The 24,340-nt window shown below is 32.3% G+C and carries 22 protein-coding genes and 1 riboswitch; of the genes, 21 read left to right on the top strand and 1 reads right to left on the bottom strand.

Features of this window, described 5'->3' with window-relative positions:
- Positions 1–13 precede the first annotated feature (13 nt).
- Positions 14–331, top strand: coding sequence for a thioredoxin (trxA, locus tag ACZ5N4_RS25280; protein ID WP_464205424.1), 318 nt, complete (start codon positions 14–16; stop codon positions 329–331).
- Between the two features lie 125 nt (positions 332–456).
- Positions 457–1,308 (top strand): NAD(P)/FAD-dependent oxidoreductase, encoded by an 852-nt coding sequence (locus tag ACZ5N4_RS25275; protein WP_464205423.1) that lies wholly within the window; start codon positions 457–459, stop codon positions 1,306–1,308.
- A 160-nt stretch (positions 1,309–1,468) separates the two neighbouring features.
- On the opposite strand, the gene ACZ5N4_RS25270 is transcribed toward ACZ5N4_RS25275, so the two are convergent.
- Positions 1,469–1,996 carry a cell wall hydrolase gene (locus tag ACZ5N4_RS25270; RefSeq protein ID WP_464205421.1) on the bottom strand — a complete coding sequence of 176 codons (528 nt, stop codon included), beginning with the start codon at positions 1,994–1,996 and terminating at the stop codon, positions 1,469–1,471.
- Between the two features lie 2 nt (positions 1,997–1,998).
- Positions 1,999–2,125, bottom strand: a riboswitch (cyclic di-AMP (ydaO/yuaA leader).
- Positions 2,126–2,261: 136 nt separating this feature from the next.
- Here ACZ5N4_RS25270 and cdaA point away from each other — a divergent pair.
- The 19 genes from cdaA to ACZ5N4_RS25175 all read left to right on the top strand — a co-directional run bounded on the left by cdaA (position 2,262) and on the right by ACZ5N4_RS25175 (position 24,274).
- A complete protein-coding gene (gene cdaA, locus ACZ5N4_RS25265) occupies positions 2,262–3,110 on the top strand; it encodes a diadenylate cyclase CdaA (protein ID WP_464205419.1) in 849 nt (282 codons plus the stop codon).
- Positions 3,080–4,321, top strand: a complete 1,242-nt coding sequence (locus ACZ5N4_RS25260; RefSeq protein ID WP_464205417.1) for a CdaR family protein — start codon at positions 3,080–3,082, stop codon at positions 4,319–4,321. Before cdaA ends, ACZ5N4_RS25260 begins: the two co-directional genes overlap by 31 nt.
- Positions 4,302–5,903, top strand: coding sequence for an NAD(P)/FAD-dependent oxidoreductase (locus ACZ5N4_RS25255; RefSeq protein WP_464205415.1), 1,602 nt, complete (start codon positions 4,302–4,304; stop codon positions 5,901–5,903). The genes ACZ5N4_RS25260 and ACZ5N4_RS25255 overlap by 20 nt, the downstream gene beginning before the upstream one ends.
- Positions 5,904–5,986: 83 nt before the next feature.
- Entirely contained in the window at positions 5,987–7,081 is a 1,095-nt protein-coding gene (buk, locus tag ACZ5N4_RS25250; RefSeq protein WP_464205413.1) for a butyrate kinase, read from the top strand.
- On the top strand, positions 7,074–7,988 hold the full coding sequence (gene ptb, locus ACZ5N4_RS25245; RefSeq protein ID WP_308040441.1) for a phosphate butyryltransferase: 915 nt from the start codon (positions 7,074–7,076) through the stop codon (positions 7,986–7,988). The genes buk (ACZ5N4_RS25250) and ptb overlap by 8 nt, the downstream gene beginning before the upstream one ends.
- Before the next feature lie 55 nt (positions 7,989–8,043).
- A complete protein-coding gene (buk, locus tag ACZ5N4_RS25240; protein ID WP_464205410.1) occupies positions 8,044–9,114 on the top strand; it encodes a butyrate kinase in 1,071 nt (356 codons plus the stop codon).
- A 419-nt stretch (positions 9,115–9,533) separates the two neighbouring features.
- Positions 9,534–10,196 carry a ParA family protein gene (locus ACZ5N4_RS25235; protein ID WP_464205408.1) on the top strand — a complete coding sequence of 221 codons (663 nt, stop codon included), beginning with the start codon at positions 9,534–9,536 and terminating at the stop codon, positions 10,194–10,196.
- 146 nt (positions 10,197–10,342) lie between these two features.
- Positions 10,343–10,561: a 4Fe-4S dicluster domain-containing protein gene (locus tag ACZ5N4_RS25230; protein ID WP_464205407.1), complete on the top strand. Its 219-nt coding sequence runs from the start codon at positions 10,343–10,345 to the stop codon at positions 10,559–10,561.
- Positions 10,562–10,573: 12 nt separating this feature from the next.
- Entirely contained in the window at positions 10,574–11,644 is a 1,071-nt protein-coding gene (locus tag ACZ5N4_RS25225) for a 3-methyl-2-oxobutanoate dehydrogenase subunit VorB (RefSeq protein ID WP_308040438.1), read from the top strand.
- Positions 11,644–12,393, top strand: a complete 750-nt coding sequence (locus ACZ5N4_RS25220) for a thiamine pyrophosphate-dependent enzyme (protein ID WP_464205404.1) — start codon at positions 11,644–11,646, stop codon at positions 12,391–12,393. The genes ACZ5N4_RS25225 and ACZ5N4_RS25220 overlap by 1 nt, the downstream gene beginning before the upstream one ends.
- A gap of 1 nt (position 12,394) precedes the next feature.
- Complete coding sequence (locus ACZ5N4_RS25215) at positions 12,395–12,925, top strand: 2-oxoacid:acceptor oxidoreductase family protein (RefSeq protein WP_464205402.1); 531 nt, start codon at positions 12,395–12,397, stop codon at positions 12,923–12,925.
- Positions 12,926–13,094: 169 nt separating this feature from the next.
- A complete protein-coding gene (glmM, locus tag ACZ5N4_RS25210; protein WP_464211048.1) occupies positions 13,095–14,447 on the top strand; it encodes a phosphoglucosamine mutase in 1,353 nt (450 codons plus the stop codon).
- 252 nt (positions 14,448–14,699) lie between these two features.
- Positions 14,700–15,272, top strand: a complete 573-nt coding sequence (locus ACZ5N4_RS25205; protein WP_464205400.1) for a sigma-70 family RNA polymerase sigma factor — start codon at positions 14,700–14,702, stop codon at positions 15,270–15,272.
- The gene (locus tag ACZ5N4_RS25200) at positions 15,265–16,722 is read left to right on the top strand and encodes a DUF4179 domain-containing protein (RefSeq protein WP_464205398.1); all 1,458 of its coding nucleotides are present in this window, start codon (positions 15,265–15,267) and stop codon (positions 16,720–16,722) included. The genes ACZ5N4_RS25205 and ACZ5N4_RS25200 overlap by 8 nt, the downstream gene beginning before the upstream one ends.
- A gap of 893 nt (positions 16,723–17,615) precedes the next feature.
- Positions 17,616–19,442: a glutamine--fructose-6-phosphate transaminase (isomerizing) gene (gene glmS, locus ACZ5N4_RS25195; protein WP_464205396.1), complete on the top strand. Its 1,827-nt coding sequence runs from the start codon at positions 17,616–17,618 to the stop codon at positions 19,440–19,442.
- 258 nt (positions 19,443–19,700) lie between these two features.
- Positions 19,701–20,960, top strand: a complete 1,260-nt coding sequence (locus ACZ5N4_RS25190) for a sensor histidine kinase (RefSeq protein WP_464205394.1) — start codon at positions 19,701–19,703, stop codon at positions 20,958–20,960.
- Between the two features lie 5 nt (positions 20,961–20,965).
- Positions 20,966–21,805, top strand: a complete 840-nt coding sequence (locus ACZ5N4_RS25185; RefSeq protein ID WP_464205392.1) for a DNA-binding domain-containing protein — start codon at positions 20,966–20,968, stop codon at positions 21,803–21,805.
- Between the two features lie 230 nt (positions 21,806–22,035).
- Positions 22,036–23,454, top strand: coding sequence for an amino acid permease (locus tag ACZ5N4_RS25180; RefSeq protein ID WP_464205390.1), 1,419 nt, complete (start codon positions 22,036–22,038; stop codon positions 23,452–23,454).
- A gap of 274 nt (positions 23,455–23,728) precedes the next feature.
- Positions 23,729–24,274, top strand: coding sequence for a ferritin family protein (locus tag ACZ5N4_RS25175; protein ID WP_178906930.1), 546 nt, complete (start codon positions 23,729–23,731; stop codon positions 24,272–24,274).
- Positions 24,275–24,340 lie beyond the last annotated feature (66 nt).

Raw genomic sequence — 24,340 nt, 5'->3', positions numbered from 1 at the left:
TGGAGGTGGAATTATGATAAAAGAAATTAAAGACGAAAATTTTTCTAGCACCGTTGAAGGTTCTTCAGTGCCTGTAGTTGTAGATTTTTGGGCTTCTTGGTGTGGACCATGCAAAATGCTTGCTCCAATAATAGATGAAATAGCTTCAGACCTTGGAGGCAAAGCTCAATTCTTCAAATTAAATGTTGATGATAATCCTGTTACATCAACTCAGCATAGAATTTCAAGTATACCAACTGTAATGGTATTTAAGGGTGGAAATATAGTTGAGACGATAGTGGGCTTTAGACCTAAGGAAGCAATAAAAGGTTTAATAGAAAAGCATATATAATCTATGATTTAGAAATGACAAGTTAACCATAATGTTAATTTGTCATTTTGTATTATAATCTTTTAAGTGTTTAATATATTTTAAAATATACAAATTATTATAAGTACAATTAGGGAGTGAAAAAGATGAGATATGATATAGCTATTGTAGGTAGTGGTCCAGCAGGTTTATCAGCAGCGATAAATTCTAGAGTTAGAAATAAAAATATTATCTTATTTGGAAGTGCGGATTTTAGTAATAAGTTAATTAAAGCTCCTAAAGTAAATAATTACTTAGGCTTTTATGATATTACAGGAACTGAGTTAAAGGCTCAGTTTGAAAAGCATATGAATGTTATGGATATAGGTGTAACCACTGAGAGAATAAACAATATTTATGCAATGGGTGATTATTTCGCTTTAATGGTAAATGACAAAATGTATGAGGCAAAGTCAGTTATTATTGCTACAGGCATGGAATATACAAAACCATTGAAGGGAGAAGAAGAGTTTTTGGGAAGAGGAGTAGGATATTGTGCAACCTGTGATGCGCCTCTTTACAAAGGAAAGGTAGTAACAATAATAGGATATAATAAGGATGCTGAGGAAGAAGCCAATTACGTAAGTGAATTGACAGAGAAATTATATTACGTACCGATGTATAATGGAAACTATAATTTGAGAAATAACATTGAGACGGTTAATGATAGACCTTTAGAGATACAAGGGGAAGATAGAGTAAGCAAAGTAATATTGAGAAATGGAGAATTAGTTACTGATGGAGTATTTGTATTAAAGGATAGCGTAGCGCCAAATCAACTTGTTCCAGGCATTGCTATGGATAATGAACATATAAAAGTAGACTTAAACATGAAAACTAACATTCAAGGATGTTTTGCTGCAGGTGACTGCACAGGCAAGCCGTACCAATATATGAGAGCTGCAGGTCAAGGTCAGGTGGCAGCATTAAGTGCTGTTTCATATTTAGATTCAATTTAGGTAAAATTAAATAAAAAATAAGCCGAGAATATACCATTTTATCGGCTTATTTTTTATTTTCATGTGATTTAATAAACAAATAGCCTCATGCATATACTAAGATATGTATGAGGCTATTTATATATGTGCTTAGCTGCCTATAGCTAAAACAAAAGTATGTCTAGTTAACTACAAAAAAAACGTGATTTCCAATGGTTTTAACATTCTTTTTATTTATATTTTTCATCCATTGAGATGTAGCTATCTTAGGATTGTAGAAGAAAACTGCCTTTTCAGTAGGATCTTCTCCTTTTAATGCTTGGAATACTGCCTTATAGCAATCTTCATCAGGAGCTGCACTTATATTTCCATTTATTACGCAAGAAAAGGCTCCTCTTTGTTTAACTACACCTTCTACGGTTTTGGGGAATTCCGGATATTTTAAGCGATTTAGTATTACAGAAGCAACAGCTACTTTGCCTTCAAAAGGTTCACAGTTACTTTCTGCATAAACTACTTGAGCCATTAAGTGTATATCTTTTTGAGTAATATATACTTTTTGGTCTGAGCAGTTAAAAACTTGAACTACTTGATCTTGTTGATTAAATAATGTCGAATCCGAATTATTTGAATCCATGGCATTTACCTTGTTAACAGATAAAAGTAAAAGTGTCAACAAGATTGTTATAAAAAAAGTAATTTTTTTCAATATAATCCTCTCCTTTTACCTACGGGGTTAGCTGACGGGTTCGGTAAAGGCATAACCTACGCAAAATGCGATTCACCCCAAAATTTTGGTTTCCCCGTGTTTAATAAAAAACTTAGGCTAATGGTATTGTACCCATTAATTCAAAAAAAATACAGGGTATAACTTTTTTTATTAATATTTTATAAAATAAACTTGAGTATTGAAATAAATAACATTAAATAGTGTATAATTGTAAATAGGTATTTTTATAAGGGCGGTGAAATGGGTGGAAATATTAGATATTGTAGTTAATTCAATTAAAAATATGGGCATATCTTCCATAATGGATATATTGGTAGTTTCATATATTTTTTATAAAGGTTATATGCTGATGAGAGAAACTAGAGCTGAACAACTTTTAAAGGGAATAATATTTATAATATTACTTATTCCGGTCAGTAGCTTTCTCAATTTGACAATGCTAAATTGGATTCTAACTAAAACATTAACGATAGGAGTTCTTTCATTTATCATCATTTTTCAACCAGAAATACGTCGTGCTTTAGAGCACTTAGGAAGAACTGCATTTAATGATAAACACATTTTAGAAGATGAAGAAACAATGGAAAGAGTTATAACTGAAGTTGTAAATTCTATAGAAAATTTATCTGATACTAGAACAGGTGCGTTACTAGTAATTGAACAAATGACAGGCTTAGGAGATATAATAAATACTGGGACTAAGATAGATGCAATGGTGTCTTCTGCTCTTCTTGAAAATATCTTTGTGGTTAACACTCCACTGCATGATGGAGCTACAATAATCAGAAATGATAGAATTGTGTCTGCAGGATGTTTTTTGCCACTAACTAATAATCAAGAAATAAACAAAAAGTTAGGAACCAGACATAGGGCAGCTATTGGTTTATCTGAGAACTCTGATGCCCTAGTTATAGTGGTATCTGAAGAAACCGGTAATATTTCACTTGCGGTAAATGGTGTTCTTACAAGAAATTATACGAAAGAAAGACTTAAAGATATTCTTATTAGAATAATTAAGAGAAGACAGCAAAAAAAGCTGACTTTTAGAGAGCAGGTGATGGTATGGAAGAGAAAAATAAAAGGCAGCAAATAATAATTAGAATATGCTGCGTTATCACATCAACTATACTATGGTTATATATTTTTAATGTAGAAAATCCTATGAGAGAGCGCAAAATTTCTGTACCAGTACAAGTAATAAATAAAGATGTATTATCACAATCAAAGCTGGTATCAGTAGGGGAAGAACAGTTAAATGCAACTCTAACAATAAGAGGAAATGCTTCGGATATATATTCGGTAAAGCCTGAAGATTTTAAACTGGAATCGGATGTAGGAGCATATGTGGTAAAAAAAGGAGAAAACAAAATTCCAGTTACGGTGAGAAAAAGCCCTGAAAACGTAAGAATAGTAAATAGTGAAAATTTATGGGTGACAATAACACTAGATGAGCTAAAGCAAAAAACTGTATCAGTTAAGGTAATAACAGAGGGCAAAACTAAAGAGGGATTTTTTGCAATGCAGCCTATATTAAAAAGTACTGAAGTAGAAATAAATGGTCCATCAGATGCAATTAAATCTGTAAGTAGTGCAGTTGCCAGATGTGATTTAAAGGGTTCTACACAGGATGTAAAGGCGTTAGTATCTCTTCAACCAGTGGATTCTTCTGGGAATGTAATAAAGGATGTATCTGTAAAACCAGATTCGATACAAGTAACTGTACCAGTTAAAAAGATTAAAAATGTACCTATAAATTTAAAATTACAAGGGAATTTAAGCAATGAAGGAAATATAAAATCTATAATTCCTGTACCTGACACAATAGATATAGCTGGAGATGAAAAAGTAGTTTCCAATATAAAGGCTTTAGATACAGAAAATATAGATGTAAGCAAGTTATACAATAAAGATACTGCAGAGGTTAAAGTTGTTATTCCCCAGGGTGTCACTCTTGTAAATAGCAATGGTACAATTAAATTAAAAATTAATTTAGATAAAACTGTGCAGAAAGACTTTAATTTAAATATACAGACAAAGAATTTAGGGAATAACTATGCTGTAAGCTTAGATGTTGATAAGGTTAATATAACTGTTTCTGGCTCCGAAAGTACAATAAATAACTTAAAACCAGAAAATATTGAGTGTTATGTAGATTTAAATTCTCTATCTGAAGGTGAGCATGTTACTAATGTTATTCTAAACTTACCTAGCGGAATATCTAAGGTAGCGCAGAATCCGGCTACTGTAAAGGCAGTAATAACTAAAAAAATATTGGAGGGCAAAAATGTCAATCAGAATCAATAATATAACAATTAATATAGATGAAGATATAGAAGTTTTAAGAAATAAAGTAGCAAAAAGGCTAAGAATATCTGTTAATGATATAGAAAATTTTAAAATAATAAAGGAATCAATAGATGCTAGAAAAAAAGATTTAATTAAGTTTAATTATGCTGTTGAAATAAAGTGTGATAACGAATTAAAAGTAATAAATAGGATAAATGATAAGGATGTTAAAATACAAGAGGAAAGACATAAAGAAGAGTTTAAATTTGGCACTAAAAAAATGGCATATAGACCAGTTATAGTTGGAATGGGGCCTGCAGGTATGTTTGCAGGTCTTTTGATGGCGCAAAAAGGATATAAACCATTAATAATAGAACGAGGAGAAAAAGTTGAAGAGAGAACAGAGACTATAAATAAATTTTGGAGTACAGGAGAGTTAAACACTGAATCTAATGTACAATTTGGAGAAGGTGGAGCAGGAACTTTCTCTGATGGTAAGCTTACAACAAGAATAAAGGATACTAGATGTGATTTCGTGTTAGATGAGTTAGTTAAAGCTGGAGCACCTGAAGAAATTATATATAGCGGAAAGCCACACGTAGGAACCGATATATTAAAAATTGTTGTAAAAAATATAAGGGAAAAGATAATAAAGTTAGGTGGAGAAATCAAATTTAATAATAGACTAGAGGACTTAATCATTAAGGATAAACAATTGAAGGCGATTGTAGTAAATGGAGAGGAAATTCCATGTGAAAGCTTAATATTAGCTATTGGGCACAGTTCGAGAGATACTTATGAAATGTTATATAGAAAAGATATATTTATGGAGCCAAAGGCTTTTGCTATAGGTGTAAGAGTTGAGCATTCTCAAAAGCTAATAAATTTAAATCAGTATGGGAAATATGCTGAACATCCTAGGTTAAAGGCTGCAGATTACAGGCTTACACATACAACTAAAGCAACAGGCAGAGCTGTTTACAGCTTCTGTATGTGTCCAGGAGGAGAAGTGGTAGCGGCTGCTTCGGAAGAAGAAAGACTTGTAACAAACGGAATGAGTTACTATAAGAGAGATGAAGATAATGCTAACGCTGCTATTGTAGTTACCGTAGGAGAGCAGGACTTTGAAGGAGATACACCGCTAAAAGGTATGGAATTTCAAAGGCATTACGAAAAGTTGGCATATACGCTAGGTGGAGGCGGATACTTTGCACCTATTCAGTTAGTAGGCGATTTTATAGAGGATAGGGTATCTACTAAGTTAGGTGATATAAAGCCAACGTATAGACCGGGTTATGAATTCAAAGATTTAAGAAAATGTCTTCCAACTTATGTTTCCGAATCGCTAAAAGAGGGGTTAGCCAATTTTGATTTTAAAATCAAGGGCTTTGCAAGCAACAACGCAATTTTAACTGGAATTGAAACTAGAACTTCTGCCCCAGTGAAAATAACCAGAAATGATAGGCTTGAAAGTGTAAGTTTACAAGGCTTATATCCCTGTGGAGAAGGGGCTGGCTTTGCTGGCGGAATAGTATCTGCTGCAGTAGATGGATTAAAAGTTGCAGAAAGTCTAATGAAAGAGTATTGCCCATTATATTAAATTTTCTGAAAAATACTTTTTTGCGATATATCTGCTAAAATATAAATGAGTATATTAAAACGGTTTCATGGGGGTGTTATCATATGGATATTAAATATCTTATTCTCGTAATAAATCCTGGTTCAACCTCTACAAAAATAGCATTATTTAACAATGAGCAGTGTATAGCTTCTGAAAATTTATCACATAGTGTAGAAGAAATAAAGAAATTTAACAGCATTTATGAACAGAAAGAAATGCGCACAGAAGTTATAATGGAGTGGATTAGAAAACAGAATGTTTCCGTTGAAAGCTTATCAGCAGTAGTAGGTAGAGGTGGACTTTTAAGACCAATGCCAGGCGGGACTTATAAAGTTACAGAAAGAATGCTGGAAGATTTAAAAATAGGTTATCAAGGTCAGCATGCTTCAAACCTTGGTGGAATAATTGCATATACAATATCTAAAAAAGCAAACATACCTGCATTTATTGTTGATCCTGTGGCAGTTGATGAAATAGAAGATGTAGCTAGGATATCGGGACTACCAGATATTCCACGAAGATCACTTGTTCACGCATTAAATATAAAAGCTGTTACTAGGAGAGTGTGTACTCAGTTAAATAAGGACTTCAACAAAAGTTCCTTTGTTGTAGCTCATATAGGTGGTGGAATATCAATATCGCCAGTTAAAGACGGTAGAATAATTGATATGAATAATGCTAATGAAGAAGGACCTTTTTCTCCAGAGAGAGTAGGGGGACTTCCTGTAGGAGATCTAGTAAAGCTCTGTTACAGTGGTAAATATACATATGATGAACTAAAGAAAAAGATGATAGGTCAAGGTGGACTTACGGCATATTTAGGAACTAATGATGGAAGAGAAATTAATAGAAGAATAGATGAGGGCGATAAAAGAGCAGAGTTTATTCTGAATGCCATGGCTTATCAAATTGCTAAAGAAATAGGAGCTATGTCTGTAGAATTAAAAGGACAAATAGATGCAATAATATTGACAGGCGGTATGGCTCACAATAAAAAGCTCACAAGTTTTATAGAAGAAATGGTTAAATTTATTGCTCCTGTGACAGTAGTTCCAGGAGAAGATGAGATGTTAGCATTAGCTCAAGGTGCATTAAGAGCACTAAAGAGTGAAGAAATACCAAAAGTATATGAGGAAGAGGTGTTTATCAATGATTAAAAATTTTGCAGAAGTTTTACAAAAAGCTAAGGATCAAGAAACAAAAAAGGTAGCAGTCGCAGTAGCTCAAGACAAGCCAGTTCTTGAAGCTATTAGAGATGCTAAAGAGCAAGGAATAGCAGATGCTATACTAGTTGGCGAAAAGTCACAAATAGAAGCTATTGCAGCAGAAATAGGAATGGACCTAAGCAATTTTGAAATAGTTGATGAAAAAGATAATGTAAAAGCTGCACTAAAAGCTGTTGAGTTAGTTTCATCAGGAAAAGCTGATATGTTAATGAAGGGACTTATTGATACAGCAAACTTCCTAAGAGCAGTACTAAATAAAGAAGTTGGGTTAAGAACAGGAAAATTAATGTCACACGTTGGTGTATTTCAGTTAAATAATTTTGATAGATTATTATTCTTAACAGATGCTGCATTCAACATGTATCCAGAGCTTAAAGACAAAGTAGATATAGTTAAAAATGCAGTAACTGTGGCTCAAGCAGTTGGAGTAGAAAAGCCAAAGGTTGCTCCTATCTGCGCTGTAGAAGTTGTAAATCCTAGTATGCAAGCAACTGTAGATGCTTCAATACTTTCAAAGATGAATGACAGAGGTCAGATAAAAGGATGCTTCATAGATGGGCCACTAGCGCTAGATAATGCGCTATCAGAAGAAGCAGCAGCACATAAAGGAGTTACGGGACCAGTTGCTGGAAGAGCAGATATATTATTAATGCCAAATATAGAAGCTGGAAATATAATGTATAAGACTTTAACTTATACAACAGAATGCAAGAGTGGAGCATTATTAGTTGGAACATCAGCACCAGTTGTTTTAACTTCAAGAAATGATAGCCATGAAACAAAAATGTATTCAATAGCCTTGGCAGCATTAGTTGCTACTCAGTTAAAAAAGAAATAGTTTAATTACATATAAAATTACGAATTATTCACTTAAGTTTAAGGGAGGAAAAACAATGGCTTATAAATTATTAATAATAAATCCAGGATCAACATCAACTAAAATAGGAGTTTATGAGGACGAAAAACAAATATTAGAAGAGACTCTAAGACACTCATCAGAAGAGATAGGAAAATATGCTACTATATTTGATCAATTTGAATTCAGAAAAGAAGTTATACTACAAGTGCTAAAAGAAAAGAATTTTGATATAAACACATTAGATGCAATTGTAGGAAGAGGCGGACTTTTAAAACCTATTGAGGGCGGAACTTATGCTGTAAACGAAGCTATGCTTGAAGATTTAAAAGTTGGAGTTCAAGGACAACACGCATCAAACCTTGGTGGAATAATAGCTAATGAGATAGGTAACTCATTAAATATACCAGCATTTATAGTTGATCCTGTTGTTGTAGATGAAATGGATGATGTTGCAAGAATATCAGGAATGCCAGAAATTGAAAGAAAAAGTATTTTTCATGCATTAAATCAAAAAGCGGTTGCAAAGAGATATGCAAAAGAAAATAACAAGCCTTATGATGAATTAAATTTAATAGTTACACATATGGGTGGAGGAGTATCTGTAGGAGCTCACAAAAATGGAAAAGTTGTAGATGTAAACAATGCGCTAGATGGAGAAGGCCCATTCTCACCTGAAAGAAGCGGCGGACTACCAGTTGGAGATCTTGTTAAGCTTTGCTTCAGTGGTAAATATACTATTGATGAATTAAAGAAAAAGATAAACGGTAAAGGTGGAACTGTAGCATATTTAGATACTAATGATTTCAGAGTAGTAGAGCAGAAAGCATTAGAAGGAGATGCTAAATCAAAGTTAATATTTGATGCATTTGTTTTCCAGATTGCAAAAGAAATAGGTAAATGTGGAGCGGTATTATGTGGAAAAGTTGATGCTATATTATTAACTGGAGGAATTGCATACAGCAAGGCTGTAACAGCAGCTATAAAAGAAATGGTATCATTTGTTGGACCAGTTGTAATTTATCCAGGAGAAGATGAACTTTTAGCTCTAGCACAAGGCGGACTTAGAGTGTTAAAGGGAGAAGAAAAAGCTAGAGAATATAAATAATTTAATAGGCAATGCTAGAAGTACAGAACACATTCTTTTTCTGTACTTCTTTTCATATGTGAACTACTTTTAAATGAAGCAAACCAAAGAATTAGCACAGTTTAAAAGCTAGAGTGAATTTTTATGCAAGATTATGGATAAAAATCATGTTAGAAATTTTGAATATTTTATGATATAATGTAAATGTGATTAAAAAGTGGTCAGAAGAAAAATATTTTAAAGTAAAAAATTCATAATTTTCTACAAAGGTGAAATTCAGTAATGAATTTTATAGTAGACAATGAACTTAACCTTTGCTAATATTAAACTATATGGACATAATTTAAGAACATAATAGGTTAAGTTGTACTCCGTATGAATACGTTTACGCGAAATTGCAGAAAAAAGAGTTGTTGTTCACTAATCTGAGAGGTGATATGGTGAGTAGAATAAGAATATTTACAGGACATTTTGGAAGCGGCAAAACTGAGATATCTATAAATTATGCAATAAAACTTGCAAAAGAAGGCAAGAAAGTTGCAATTGTCGATTTAGACATAGTAAACCCTTACTTTTGTACAAGAGGAATTAAGAAAGAGCTTGAAGAGTATGGTATAAGAGTAATTGCTGCAGATCCTAACTTATCAAACGCAGAATTAATGGTGGTTCCGCCAGAAGTTTTATCTGTTTTTAATGATAAGAGCTATGAAGTAATCATGGATATCGGTGGTGACGATCAGGGAGCTGTTGTGCTTGGACAGTACAATAGATACTTAAGAGAAGAACCTTATGATATGTACTTTGTCATAAATAATAACAGACCTTTAACATCAAACAATGATGATACACAGGATTACATGAGAGTTATACAAGCAGCTTCTAGGCTTAAGGTAACTCATTTAATATCTAATACTAATATGTCTTATGAAACTGCAGTAGAAGATATTATTAGAGGTGATAAGACAGTAAACGAGCTATCCGAAAAACTTAATATACCTCATAAATATACCATTTGCAGAAGAGATTTGATTGATGAGGTTAAGGGTAAGGTGCAAGGCGAACTTTTACCAATAGATATATATATGAAGCCGCCTTGGAGATAAAGTGAAACTTTACTATTTTAAAATTTGCTAGAAATAAAATTCATATAAATAGGGTTGAAAAACTCAGTAATTTTCTAGAACAAAAGCTATCTAGTAAGAATTGTTCAAAAGATTTTCAATTACCAACATTAAGGAGGGAATTTCTTATGCCAAATGCAAAGGTAACTTTTAGAGAAGAAAGATGCAAAGGCTGTGGACACTGTATAGCTGTATGTCCAAAGAAAATAATAAACTTTGCTGATAAACTCAATGTAAAAGGATATCATCCTGCAACTGTTACAGAGGATAAGATGAGTGAATGTATTGCATGTGCATCATGTGCAAGAATATGTCCTGATTATGTAATAACAGTTGAAAAAGAGTAAGGAGGGCGTTTTATGGGAGAGAAAGTATTAATGAAGGGTAATGAAGCCATAGGAGAAGCTGCCATAAGAGCAAATTGTAAGGCTTTCTTTGGTTATCCTATTACCCCACAAACTGAGGTTGCTGCTTATATGGCAAAGAAAATGCCAAAGATAGGTAGAACATTTATCCAGGCTGAAAGTGAAGTTTCTGCTATAAACATGGTTTATGGTGCAGCTGGTACTGGAGTTAGATGTATGACATCATCAAGTTCACCTGGAATAAGCTTAAAAGCAGAAGGTATATCATACATTGCAGGTGCAGAGTTACCTTGTGTTATTGTAAATATAGTTAGAGGAGGCCCTGGTCTTGGAAGTATTCAACCAGCTCAGTCAGACTATTTCCAAGCTACAAAAGGCGGCGCTCACGGAGATTTTAATATGCCTGTATTCGCACCAGCTTCAATACAAGAGATGGTTGACCTAATACAAGATGCTTTTGATGTAGCAGATATGTATAGAACTCCTTGTATGATTATGGGAGATGGAATGCTTGGTCAAATGATGGAACCAGTTGAGTTCAAAGAAAAACAAGCAAGAGAGCTTCCAGAAAAGACTTGGGCAGCTAATGGACTAGGTGGAAGAACAGAACATAACGTTATAAATTCATTATACTTAGAGCCAGAACTATTAGAAGATCATAATACACATCTTCAAAAGAAATATGCTGCTATAAAAGCAACTGAAGTTAGATATGAATTATTTAACTGTGAATCAGATTGCGATTTAATATTAGTTGCATATGGAACTACATCAAGAATATGTAAGAATGTAATTAAAATGGCTGAAAAGGAAGGAATAAAGTTAGGCTTAGTAAGACCAATAACTTTATGGCCATTCCCAGTTGAAGCTTTTGAAAAAACAATAGATAAAACTAAACACGGCTATTTATCAGTAGAAATGAGCTGTGGACAAATGGTTGAGGATGTAAGACTTGTTGCAAGCGGAAGAAAACCAGTTGACTTCTACGGAAGATCAGGCGGTATGGTTCCAGATCCAACAGATATCCTTAACAAAGTTAAAGATATAGTAGGAGGTGCAAAGTAATGGCTATAGTATATCAAACTCCAAAATCATTAATAGATGTGCCAACTCACTACTGTCCAGGATGTACTCATGGATTAATCCATAAATTAATTGCTGAAGTTATGGACGAGCTTGGTATATTAGATAAAACTATAGGTGTAGCACCAGTTGGATGTTCGGTTTTAGCATACAAATATTTTGCATGTGATATGTTTGAAGCTGCACACGGAAGAGCACCTGCAGTTGGTACTGGTATAAAGAGAACAAACCCTGATAAAGTAGTATTTACTTATCAAGGAGATGGAGACCTAGCAGCTATAGGTACTGCTGAAATAGTACATGCAGCAGCTAGAGGAGAAAATATAACTTCAATATTCGTAAATAACTGTATATATGGTATGACTGGTGGACAAATGGCTCCAACTACATTACCAGGTCAAGTTACAGAGACTTCACCATACGGAAGAGATACTAAACAAGCTGGACACCCAATAAGAGTTGCTGAAATGATCTCAACTTTAACTGGTGCTTGCTATGTTGAAAGAGTTTCTGTAGACACAGTTCCAAATACATTAAAAGCTAAAAAAGCTATAAAGAAAGCTTTCCAAAATCAGTTAGATGGAAAAGGATTCTCAATGATAGAAGTACTATCAATTTGCCCAACTAACTGGGGATTAACACCTTCAGAATCAATGCAGTGGTTAAAAGACAACATGATACCATATTATCCTCTTGGAATTAAGAAGGATACAACTGAGGAGGTGAAATAAAATGGCATCACAACAGATAATTTTCGCAGGTTTTGGTGGACAAGGTATATTATCTATGGGTAAATTTCTTGCTTATGCAGGAATGGATGCTAATTTAAACGTTTCATGGTTACCATCATATGGTCCAGAAATGAGAGGAGGTACAGCTAACTGTTCAGTTATATTAACTGACGAGGGCATAGGCTCACCAATAGTTACTAAAGCTGATAGTATAGTTGTAATGAATAGACCTTCATTAGAAAAATTTGAAGATATAGTAGAAGCTAATGGTCTTATAGTATTAGATTCAGACCTAGTTGATGTAATGCCTACAAGAAAAGATATAGAAGTTATAGCAATCCCAGCTCAAACTATAGCACAAGAATTAGGAAGCAAGACAATAGCTAACATGGTTCTTTTAGGAGCACTTGTTAAAAAGACAGGAATAGTTTCAATAGAAGCTTTACTTGAATCATTAAGAGCTCATGGAAAAGAAAAATTCTTTGAAGTAAACAAGAAGGCTATCGAAAGAGGAATTGAATTTGTAAAATAATATAATTCAGTTTAACCACCCGAAATAATTTCGGGTGGTTTTTTATATTAACTTCAAGCTAGTTAATACCTGTTGTTACTGTAAGTAAATTGTAATATAATATTATAATGTAGTTAATATTGTTGAAAAAAATAATATATTAAGATAAAAGAGAGAGGTATTGATTGATATGCATAGAATGTTTGGAACCGACGGAGTAAGAGGTATCGCAAATAAAGAATTAACAGCAGAATTAGCATATAGATTAGGCAGAGCTGGAGCCTATGTGCTTACTGAGGGAGCACATAAACCTAAAATATTAGTAGGGATGGATACAAGAATATCCGGAGACATGTTAGAAAGCGCATTAGTTTCAGGCATATTATCTGTAGGCGCAGAGGCTCTTTGTGTAGGGGTGGTACCAACTCCTGCAGTAGCACATCTAACTAGAAAGTACGGAGCAGATGCTGGAGTTGTTATATCTGCATCTCACAATCCAGTAGAGTATAATGGAATAAAATTTTTTAATGGACAGGGATACAAGCTATCTGACGAGTTGGAAGATAAAATACAAAGTATTATAGAAAATAACTTTGAGGGAGTTCCCCTTCCAACAGGAGAAGAAATAGGAAGAAAAATAGAAGAGTCTGGCGAAGCAATTGGAGACTATGTAGAGTTTGCCAAATCAACTATAGATATAGATTTAAAAGGATTAAAGGTAGCATTAGACTGTGCTAATGGAGCTTCTTATATTACAGCAGTAAAAGCATTTAAAGAATTGGGGGCTCAAGTGTATGTTATCAATAATGATCCAGACGGAATTAACATAAATAAAAATTGCGGATCAACTCATCCTGAAGAGTTAATGGATTATGTGGCTAAAAAAGGATGTGACATCGGTTTAGCATTTGATGGAGATGCGGATAGATGTCTTGCAGTAGACGAAAAGGGAAACCTAATTAATGGTGACTTTATTATGGCTATTTGCGGTAAACATTTAAAAGAAACTGGTAAATTATACAAGGATATTGTTGTTGTAACTGTAATGAGTAATTTAGGATTAGATATAGCTTTAAATAAAGAAGACATAAAGACAATAAAAACTAAGGTTGGAGACAGATATGTTCTTGAGGAAATGGCTAAGGAAGGATACAAGCTTGGTGGAGAGCAATCAGGACATATTATATTCTTAGATTACAATACTACTGGAGACGGATTGGTTACTGGACTTCAACTTGGAGCTATAGTTAAGAAAAGTGGAAAAACCTTATCAGAATTAGCTTCAATGATGAAGGAACTACCACAGATACTTGTGAATGCTACAGTGCCAAATAATAAAAAGAACATATATTTAGAAGATGAAGAAATAGTAAATGAAATAAAGAAGATGGAAGAAAAGCTAAATGGATGTGGACGAGTATTAATAAGACCTTCAGGCACAGAGCCATTGGTTAGAGTTATGCTTGAAGGAGAAGTGCAAAGTGAGCTTGATGAAATGGCGCACAACTTAGCACAACTTATCGAGAAAAAAGCAAATAGTTAATATATAAATAGGGTTTAAAGTGAAAATTTAAGGTAGTTTTCATATGATATAAAGACACAGGCATAGGCCTGTGTCTTTTTTACTATAAATATTATGCTTAATATATAGGCTATATTTTAAATAATTTAGATAAATTTAGTATTTAATGATAGAAAGTTGATATTATATTTGTATTATTATATGAAGAGCTCTTTAAAAATAATTTTATCTTATAAGAACATAAAAATTGCAGTAAGTATAATGGAGGGGAAAATGGGGATAAATGAAGATAATTTCATTAGAGAATTAAACAATAAAAATCCTAAAGCTTTAGAATATGCATTTAATAGCTATTGCGACTATATATACAATGTTGTATTTGGAGTATTTGGTTCAGAACAATACTCTACTTATATAGACGAATGTATTAATGATATATTCATGTGTCTATGGAATAACATAGAAAGTTTTGATGAGGAAAAAGGGAATTTTAAATATTGGTTTAAGGCTGTAGCAAAATATAAAGCTATAAACTATAAAAAGAAGATAATTAAAGATACCAATATAGAATGTATAGAAGATTATGTAATACAGTCTAAAAATCAGGTAGAAGATTTAATCATATCTAAGGAGAATAAAGATGAGGTTATTAATGCAATAAAGGAGCTTAAAGAAATAGATAGAGAAATTTTTATAAGAAGGTATTTAATACAGGAAGATATAGTAGATATAGCAAGTGCCTTAAGAATAGATAGAACGGTAGTGGATAACAGGCTTTCACGGGGGAGAAAAGTTTTAAAAGAAAAACTCGCTTTTTTAAAAAAAGGAGGTTGTATAAATGAATAGAGATGTTTTAGATGAAAAAGACATGCTAGAACTATTTAATTACATTAGTAATGATGATAAAGAAGATGAACGTGTGGATCTAAAAATGAACGACCTACGAAAGAAAAAATTAAGAAAAAATTTAATGAAGCAAATTAATAGTGAAGGTAAAGCAAGAAAGTTTAAATATAAAGCAGCTGCTGTAGCCTTAGTATGCATAATATCAGCTGGTATTTTAGTAGTGCCAGCTTTTGCAAGAAACATTCCAGTTTTAAATTCTATAATTCAGAGCTTCAATGATAAGAATGGAGAATATCAAAAATATTCTCAAGCAGTTAATAATAGTGCCACTGATAAAGGTATAACAATAACCATTAATGAGGTACTGTGTGATAACAATCAACTAATTATGGCATATACAATAAAAAGCGATGGGGACATCAGGGATGTTATTAAGAAAAAGATGGATAAAAATTACAGGCCTTTTTTTCTAGGACATTATTTGAAGATAAATGGTAAAGATGGCTTTGGAAATGGTGGAGATGGAGGAAAATATATAGATGATCATACCTATGTAGGATCTTGTGAAATCAACGTGTCAGACAAAAATCTTCCAGAAAACATCAACGTAGATTTGAATATAAGAGATATAGGTGGAATAGAAGGAAACTGGAAGATTAGTTTTAGCTATTCGAAAAAGGATGTTCTTCAGAAGACTAAGGTATTTAAACCTAACACAAGTGCAAAACTTCCAGAGGCAACTATTAATATAAAAAAAGTAACGTTTACTCCTATAAATACTTCTATAGTGTTTACTGGTAAATATATTAATAAGGATTATAAAGATATAGAGAAAAGAGCAAAAGCTTTCGGAGAAGATCATTTAGCAGGAGAACTGAAATATGGCAACTGGTTTGTTTATGATGATAATAGTATAGAAGTTGAGTGGAAAAATTTTTTTACTGATACTGAAAAATTTTCACCATTTAGTGATTTTCATGGTGAACTTAAATGTGTTGCATTGAAAAGTGTTCCTAAGTATTTGACAATTATACCCTATAATATTTCTAAAATGGGTGAGCGCTATAAGTGGAAAGAAGAGTGTAAGCCTATCAATGGAGCTTATCCAATAGAACTCTCCCAAGGCAAAATTGGTAAAACAATAGTTAAGGATATAGAAGTTCAAGAGGATAGAACTATAGTTAGATATACTACGGAAGGATTAGCACCGCTTTCACAAGCACGTAGTCTATTTATTAGAGATGCAGAAAATAATCCTGTTTATTTTAAAAATAAATCGGACGCTATTGGTATAGGTGCTTTAAGGAAAGAAGAAAGTAAACCTAATGAATATGTCATGGAACTTGAACCTTTGGATAAAAATAAAAAGTATATTATAGGAACAGCAAATTTTGACGGTTATGATATAAGAGAGGACTTAAAGTTTAAAATAGATCTTAGTGATAAATAACATAAAGTTACAGATGACAAATATAAGCTGCATATTAAAACACTAAATTGTTTCATAAAAATTATTGAAAAATATTAAACATGTATATTACGAATTTGTATGTAGTTGTATATTGTTATATGTAGATATAACATATAGCAATATACAACGCTAAGATTTTAATAGAGCAGTAATCAACTAAAGTATATTAGTATTAAAATGAACTTAATATTAAATTTATAAAAAATATATTGACCAAATTATTAAAGTAGCCATATAATATAGGAGCAACTTGTTTTATGCTATATTGATTTAATAATTGAGGAGGTAAGTAAAAGAGAGTAGGCTTTTAGTGTCTATAAAGTTAAATTTTAAAGCGCCAGAACTTAAGTGAGGTTCTAAATCTATGATTTAGTTAACCGAACTTACACAGATGTGTAAGTGATAATTTAGAAACGTCCGGGTAAGTTGGACTAGCTAAGTTGGAGATTTGTGTTATAAAGGAAACTCCACCAGCAAAGCTGCTGGAGTAAGTTCGAGTAACAAAATCAAAGATTTTGACTCTCACTTAAGTTGACGAGGATGGGGAGTATCGATTCTTCGGCGGGTGCCCCACGGTATCGCACTACCGTTAACGGTTGATAAAATCGGAAAGTGATTTCCGACACAATATCAACCTGGTGTTAAAACCTAAGCATCCAACCTAATTTTGTGTTTGTTGGAAAGCTTACTTCTTCATGCAGTATGAAGAGGTTTCGTCATTAGCGAATTTAAAATCATAAAAGCTTATTTAATCCTTTCATTTTTTGATATTTAGGAAAGGCTTTATAAGCGTGAAATTAAAATTGTAAATATGAGTTCGCTATTCTCGAAAAAGAGAATTATAAATTTAAAATGAGAAAGGAAGATTATTTATGTGCGGAATAGTTGGTTTTGTAGGAAAGAGAGAGGCTTCACCAATATTAATTGAGGGGTTAAGCAAATTAGAATATAGAGGATATGATTCAGCAGGTGTAGCAATACTTGATGGAGATAAATTAAATGTAACAAAATGCAAGGGAAGACTTGCTAATCTTGAAGAAAAACTTGAAACAACTCCATTAAAAGGTTGTGTAGGTATAGGCCATACAAGATGGGCGACTCACGGTGAACCATCAGACTTAAATTCACATCCTCATACTACTGAGGATGGAACAATCAGTGTAGTTCACAATGGAATTATAGAAAACTATATCCATTTAAGAGAATGGTTAATGACAAAGGGATATAACTTTGCTTCAGAAACTGATACAGAAGTTATACCTCACTTAGTTGATTATTTCTACGATGGAGATCTAACTGATGCTGTTATGAAGGCTGTTGCAAAGATGGAAGGAAGCTATGCTATAGGTGTAGTTTGTTCTAAAGAGCCAGATAAAGTTGTAGCTGTAAGAAAAGATAGTCCATTAATAGTTGGATTAGGGAAAGAAGAATCATTTATAGCTTCAGATATACCAGCTATATTAAATCATACAAGAGATATTTATCTTTTAAATGATAAAGAGTTTGTAGTTATGACTAAAGATGGAGTAAAACTTTTATCAGAAGAAGGCGAAGAAATAAAGAAAGATATATATCATGTAACTTGGAATGCAGATGCAGCTGAAAAGGGTGGATTTGAGCATTTCATGATAAAAGAAATTCATGAACAGCCAAAAGTTATAAAAGATACAATGACATCAAGAATTATGCCAGGTAAGCCTGTAACTCTTGATGATATAAAAATAACAAAAGAGCAAATAGAAAATATAGATAAAATATATATAGTAGCTTGCGGAACTGCTTATCATGCAGGGGTTGTAGGTAAGTATGTAATAGAAAAACTTGCAAGAATACCTGTAGAGATAGAAGTTGCTTCTGAATTTAGATATAGAGATCCAATCATAAATGAAAGAACCCTAATGATGGTTATAAGTCAATCAGGAGAAACAGCAGATACTTTAGCTGCACTTAGAGAAGCTAAAAAACAAGGTGCTAGAGTAATCGCCGTAACTAATGTTGTTGGAAGTTCTGTATCAAGAGAAGCTGATGATGTATTATATACTTGGGCTGGTCCAGAAATCGCAGTTGCTTCAACAAAAGCATATGTTACTCAGCTTATAGCTATGTATATGATAGCATTATTCTTTGCTGAAAATAAAAAGACTATAAGTGAAGAAACTATAGATCAAATAAAGAAAGAAATGCTTACACTGCCAGAAAAAGCAGAGAAGGTATTAGAAAATAAAGAAACTATCCAAAAGTTTACTGCAAAAACTTATATGCATAAAGATATGTTCTTCTTAGGAAGAGGTCTTGATTATACAGTAGCTATGGAAGGATCATTAAAGCTTAAAGAAATATCATATATCCATTCAGAAGCTTATGCAGGTGGAGAACTAAAACATGGCCCAATAGCTTTAATTGAAAAAGGAACTATTGTAATAGCAGGAGCTACTCAAGAAGACTTATTTGATAAGATGGTAAGTAATATAAAAGAAGTTAAAACAAGAGGAGCTAATGTTCTAGGAGTTACTTGTGAAGGACATGATGAAATTGAAAAGACTGTAGACTCTGCATTGTATATACCAAAAGTAATGGATATACTTTCACCAGTAGTTTCAGTAATTCCACTACAATTATTATCATACTATATGGCTATACAAAAAGGCTGTGACGTTGACAAGCCAAGAAATTTAGCAAAGAGCGTAACGGTTGAATAGTCTTTTATAAAAAATTAACCATAGTTATAGAAAAATGAGTTCGTTCAAATAGAAGAAAAGTTGTTCAAAATAGAGAGAAGGCCAAGAAAAATTTGGCTTTCTCTTTTTTCATTTGATAGAAAAAGAGAAAGAGGAATTAATTATAAGTTGAATAGCTATGATAGCAATGATATCACTAAAATGCAATACTTTGATGAATTAAAGTGAAATTTATAGTATACTATTATTAAATTAATAAATGAAAGAGAGGTGTACTAGATGAAAAAGTTCAAGAATATTCTTGTAGTTGTAATTTGCGTAAGTATAGCATCTCAGCTTTATTTTGATTTTTTAATCCAGGGTTTTACTATATCTTTTTCAGTTGTTGTGTTCTCCATATTTCTTTATAATTATGCTGGATTAAATCCAATAAAAACAGCGATAATCACAGGAATAATTACGTCATTTTATAAATCATTATGGATTAATTCTAGTATTGTGAATTTTTCTAAAACCCTTAAAATAATTACACCAGAGATAATATTTTATGCTACATATGGAGTTATTTTTTATTTTTTATATTACAAGAATAGGAAAAAAGATCTAACAAAATTCATAATTTCAATATTTTGCTGCGATCTTTTTTCAAATATTGTTGAATTAAGTATTAGAACTCAAATAACTGGGATAAATAGCAATATGATAAAAGATCTTTTAATAGTAGCTTGTGTAAGATCTTTAATGACTTTAATTATATTAATAGCAATGAAATATTATAAATCATTTCTTATAAAAGAAGAACATGAAGAACGCTATAGGAGATTGATATTATTAACTTCTGGATTCAAAAGTGAAATATATTTCATGAATAAGAATGCTGCTGAAATAGAAGACGTAATGAAGAAATCCTTTTCAGTTTACGAGATTGTTTCAGAGAATCATTACCCTGACGAATTGAAAAATCTTACGCTTGATATTGCTAAAGATGTTCACGAGATTAAAAAGGATTATATTAGGGTTATGAGAGGGCTTGAGGAGATAGCTAATGATAAAATAGATATTGAACGCATGAAGATAAAGGATATTATAAATATTCTAGAAATAGATACAAAAGACTATATAATCACCAAAAATTTGGATATTGAACTTGATTTCAGAGTAGAATGCGAATTTTATGTTCTTGAACATTTTTATTTGATGTCAATTATAAGAAACCTAATTTTTAATAGTATAGAAGCTATAGATAACAAAAAAAGAGGATTGGTTAAACTAAAAATTGAGAAGATTGAAGATGAATATGTCTTTTCTGTATTTGACAACGGAACAGGTATAAGTGATAGTAATTTGGATTTTATATTTAACCCTGGCTTTTCTACTAAGTATAATAAGGAAACTGGTAGTATATGTAGAGGTATAGGGCTTACTTTGGTGAGGGATCTGGTCCAGGATATTTTTAAAGGAAGTATATCTGTACAATCTATAAAAAATAAAAGCACAACTTTTACAGTAAAAATACCGATAGGCTCATTTAGGAGGTAAGCATAATGCGATATTATATTATTGACGATGATGTTAATATTGTTAAGATACTGACCAATTTGATTGAAGAAAGCGGGTCAGGTGAAGTAATAGGTAGCTCCAATGATGGAGAGACAGCGCTTAACGAAATATTGATTTGCAATCCAGATATTGTATTAGTTGACTTGCTTCTACCTAAGTTGGATGGTAATAGTTTGGTAAGAGAAGTAAAGCTGCTGAAACCCAAGATTAAATTTATAATGATTTCTCAAGTATCAGACATAAAGTTAGTAGAGGATTCCTATAATTCAGGAATTGAGTTTTTTATTAGTAAGCCTATTAATAAAATTGAAGTAGAGAAAGTTACAAGTAAGGTTGCTGAAAAAATTGAAATTGAAAATATGCTTTATAATATAAAAAAAGTATTCAAAGATATTAATCCTCAAAGAAAACCTCAAGACAATAAGGATAATAATATGAAAAGAATTAAGCATGTTTTAAGTAAGTTTGGAATGCTAGGTGAAAAGGGAACAAATGATATTATTAAAATCTGCATGTATTTGTTAGAAACAAAAAAATCATTTGAAGAATGCAATTTTAATGATTTGTGCTGCATTATTGGGGATAGTCCTAAAACAGTACAGCAAAGAATGAGGAGAGCAATTAAGACTGGATTGACGAATCTTGCATATATAGGAATAGAAGATTATTATAATGAAAGTTTTCAGGAATATTCTAAGGGTATGTTTGATTTTGCAAGTGTTAAAGCCGAAATGGATTATATTAAGGGAAAGAATAAAACAGGTGGAAAGGTAATAATAGGAAAGTTCTTTGAGGGATTGCTGTTACAATGTGAAGACTACTAGGGATTCCTTGGTCTCATATATTGAGTTTTATACCGTTGAAGACATATTTACAGATAATTAGGACAATTGGTTTAATACTATCAAATGCTTTTAAAATTTAGAATTTTAAAAGCATTTCGTTTTTTGTGTGAAGAATTGTGAAGAATTGTGAAGCATTTTGTAGTCAAGCTAGTATAATCAAGTCAATAATTACAGCTAAACATTAATTATAATTTATAGGGGGCTATCGTATGAAGTCATTTTTTAGAAAAAAAGACGTAAATTCTATTTTAGACAGCAATAGAAACAGCTCTACAGAGCGAACTTTAGGTGCATTTGACGTAACATTAATGAGTATTGGTGCAACAATTGGAACTGGTGTAATGGTTTTAACTGGTGTTGTTGCCGCAAGAGATGCAGGTCCTGCTGTTGTTCTATCATTCATCGGTTCTGCAATTGCATGTATACTTGTAGCTCTATGTTATGCTGAATTCGCGTCATCAATTCCAACATCCGGTAGTGCATATGCTTATATCTATGCATCATTAGGTGAATTCATTGCCCACCTAGTTGGATGGTCACTTTTTATCGGATATACAGTATGTACTGCAACTGTAGCCGGTGGTTGGTCAGCATACTTTAATAGCTTACTAAAAGAGTTTGGAATTAATCTACCTAGTATGTTTATTAATATTCCAAGTCAAGGGGGACTATTTAACGCCTCAGCAGTTATTGTAGTATTATTCATTACACTTCTTCTATCAAGAGGAACTAAAGAAAGTAAAAAAGTAAATAATGTTATGGTATTTGTAAAACTTGGTGTTATAGTTCTATTCGTAGCTGTAGGTGCATTTTTTATAAAACCAGCAAATTGGCACCCATTTATGCCATTTGGTTTTAAGGGAGTATTTGCCGGTGCAGCATCTGTATTCCTTGCTTACGCAGGCTTTGATGCAGTTTCAACCTCTGCCGAAGAAGTAAAGAATCCTCAAAAAAATCTACCTATAGGTATTATTGCTTCAATGATTGGTTGTACAATTATATACATTATAGTTTGCCTAGTTCTAACAGGTGTTGCACATTACACTCAATTAAATGTTGGTGATGCTATGGCTTACGCATTAAGTTCTGTTGGACAAGGATGGGCAGCATCTATACTTTCAGTTGGAGCAGTTGTAGGAATTTTAGCAGTTATTCTTGCATACGTTTACGGTTCATCACGTATATTATTTTCAATGAGCCGTGATGGATTACTTCCTAAAGCTTGTTCTAATGTAAACAAAAAAACAAATGTACCTGTACTTTCAACTTGGTTAGTAGGATGTCTAGCTGCTTTACTTGCAGGAGTTATAGACCTAAAACAATTGGCGGATCTTGCTAATATGGTTCTTCTAGGAACATTCTCACTTGTAGCACTATCTGTAATTGTACTTAGAAAAACTCATCCAAACTTAGAAAGAGGTTTTAAAGTACCTTTAGTACCAGTAGTACCTCTAATGGCAATAGCATGTTGCTTATTCCTTATGTTCAGTTTATCAAAGACAACATGGTTATATTTTGGAGTATGGAATTTACTAGGAGTAGTTGTTTACTTTGTATATTCACGTAAACATAGTTCATTACAGAACAAGGATATCTCTGAACCTGCATTACAAGAAAAAAGTGCTTAATTAATTGAGTAATTATATATGTAAATAAAATTGATATAGTGTTTTAGAGGTCAGGAATTTCTAATCAGAAAGTGATTAGAAGTGCCTGACTCTTTTTTTACTTATATATAGAAAAATTGTAATCAAATATTAATATATAAAAAATATTATATAAAAATTTTTCAAAAAGGTATTGCAAATCAATAATAATTATTATATAATAATAACTGTAAGGAACGAGAAAATAAAAATTAATTAAAAATATAAAAAATGATATAATCGGGAGGAATTTAAAATGAAAAAATTTGTTTGTTCAGTATGTGGATATGTTTATGAAGGAGAAGCAGCACCAGAAAAATGTCCACAATGTGGAGCTGGTAGTGATAAGTTTGCTGAAAAAGTAGAAGGGGCATTAGCTTGGGCTGATGAGCATAAGGTAGGAATAGCTAAAGATATAGATCCAGAGGTTATAGAAGGACTTAAAGCAAACTTTATGGGCGAATGTACAGAAGTAGGAATGTATCTAGCAATGAGTCGTCAAGCAGATAGAGAAGGATTCCCAGAAATAGCTGAAGCTTATAAAAGAATAGCTTTTGAAGAAGCAGAACATGCAGCAAAATTTGCAGAGTTACTTGGAGAAGTTGTAGTAGCTGATACAAAGAAAAACTTAGAAATGAGAGTTGAAGCAGAGCACGGAGCATGCCAAGGTAAAAAGGATTTAGCTACTTTAGCTAAGAAGTTAAACTACGATGCAATCCATGATACTGTACATGAAATGTGCAAAGATGAAGCTAGACATGGAGCAGCATTTAATGGATTGTTAAACAGATATTTTAAATAAAAATTACTCTTAATCAATATAAAATATAATAAGGTCAAATTTAACAAAAAACCTGTATCTAAATTT

The sequence above is a fragment of the Clostridium nitrophenolicum genome (genome assembly GCF_055391695.1).
Note: the sequence above shows the minus strand (reverse complement) of the source record. Positions and strands in the feature narration are given on the sequence as shown.

Coding starts and splice junctions, on each gene's coding strand:
- trxA (WP_464205424.1), top strand. CDS start 14: ATGATAAAAGAAATTAAAGACGAAAATTTTTCTAGCACCGTTGAAGGT.
- ACZ5N4_RS25275 (WP_464205423.1), top strand. CDS start 457: ATGAGATATGATATAGCTATTGTAGGTAGTGGTCCAGCAGGTTTATCA.
- ACZ5N4_RS25260 (WP_464205417.1), top strand. CDS start 3,080: ATGGAAGAGAAAAATAAAAGGCAGCAAATAATAATTAGAATATGCTGC.
- ACZ5N4_RS25255 (WP_464205415.1), top strand. CDS start 4,302: ATGTCAATCAGAATCAATAATATAACAATTAATATAGATGAAGATATA.
- buk (WP_464205413.1), top strand. CDS start 5,987: ATGGATATTAAATATCTTATTCTCGTAATAAATCCTGGTTCAACCTCT.
- ptb (WP_308040441.1), top strand. CDS start 7,074: ATGATTAAAAATTTTGCAGAAGTTTTACAAAAAGCTAAGGATCAAGAA.
- buk (WP_464205410.1), top strand. CDS start 8,044: ATGGCTTATAAATTATTAATAATAAATCCAGGATCAACATCAACTAAA.
- ACZ5N4_RS25230 (WP_464205407.1), top strand. CDS start 10,343: ATGCCAAATGCAAAGGTAACTTTTAGAGAAGAAAGATGCAAAGGCTGT.
- ACZ5N4_RS25225 (WP_308040438.1), top strand. CDS start 10,574: ATGGGAGAGAAAGTATTAATGAAGGGTAATGAAGCCATAGGAGAAGCT.
- ACZ5N4_RS25220 (WP_464205404.1), top strand. CDS start 11,644: ATGGCTATAGTATATCAAACTCCAAAATCATTAATAGATGTGCCAACT.
- ACZ5N4_RS25215 (WP_464205402.1), top strand. CDS start 12,395: ATGGCATCACAACAGATAATTTTCGCAGGTTTTGGTGGACAAGGTATA.
- glmM (WP_464211048.1), top strand. CDS start 13,095: ATGCATAGAATGTTTGGAACCGACGGAGTAAGAGGTATCGCAAATAAA.
- ACZ5N4_RS25205 (WP_464205400.1), top strand. CDS start 14,700: ATGGGGATAAATGAAGATAATTTCATTAGAGAATTAAACAATAAAAAT.
- ACZ5N4_RS25200 (WP_464205398.1), top strand. CDS start 15,265: ATGAATAGAGATGTTTTAGATGAAAAAGACATGCTAGAACTATTTAAT.
- glmS (WP_464205396.1), top strand. CDS start 17,616: ATGTGCGGAATAGTTGGTTTTGTAGGAAAGAGAGAGGCTTCACCAATA.
- ACZ5N4_RS25190 (WP_464205394.1), top strand. CDS start 19,701: ATGAAAAAGTTCAAGAATATTCTTGTAGTTGTAATTTGCGTAAGTATA.
- ACZ5N4_RS25185 (WP_464205392.1), top strand. CDS start 20,966: ATGCGATATTATATTATTGACGATGATGTTAATATTGTTAAGATACTG.
- ACZ5N4_RS25180 (WP_464205390.1), top strand. CDS start 22,036: ATGAAGTCATTTTTTAGAAAAAAAGACGTAAATTCTATTTTAGACAGC.
- ACZ5N4_RS25175 (WP_178906930.1), top strand. CDS start 23,729: ATGAAAAAATTTGTTTGTTCAGTATGTGGATATGTTTATGAAGGAGAA.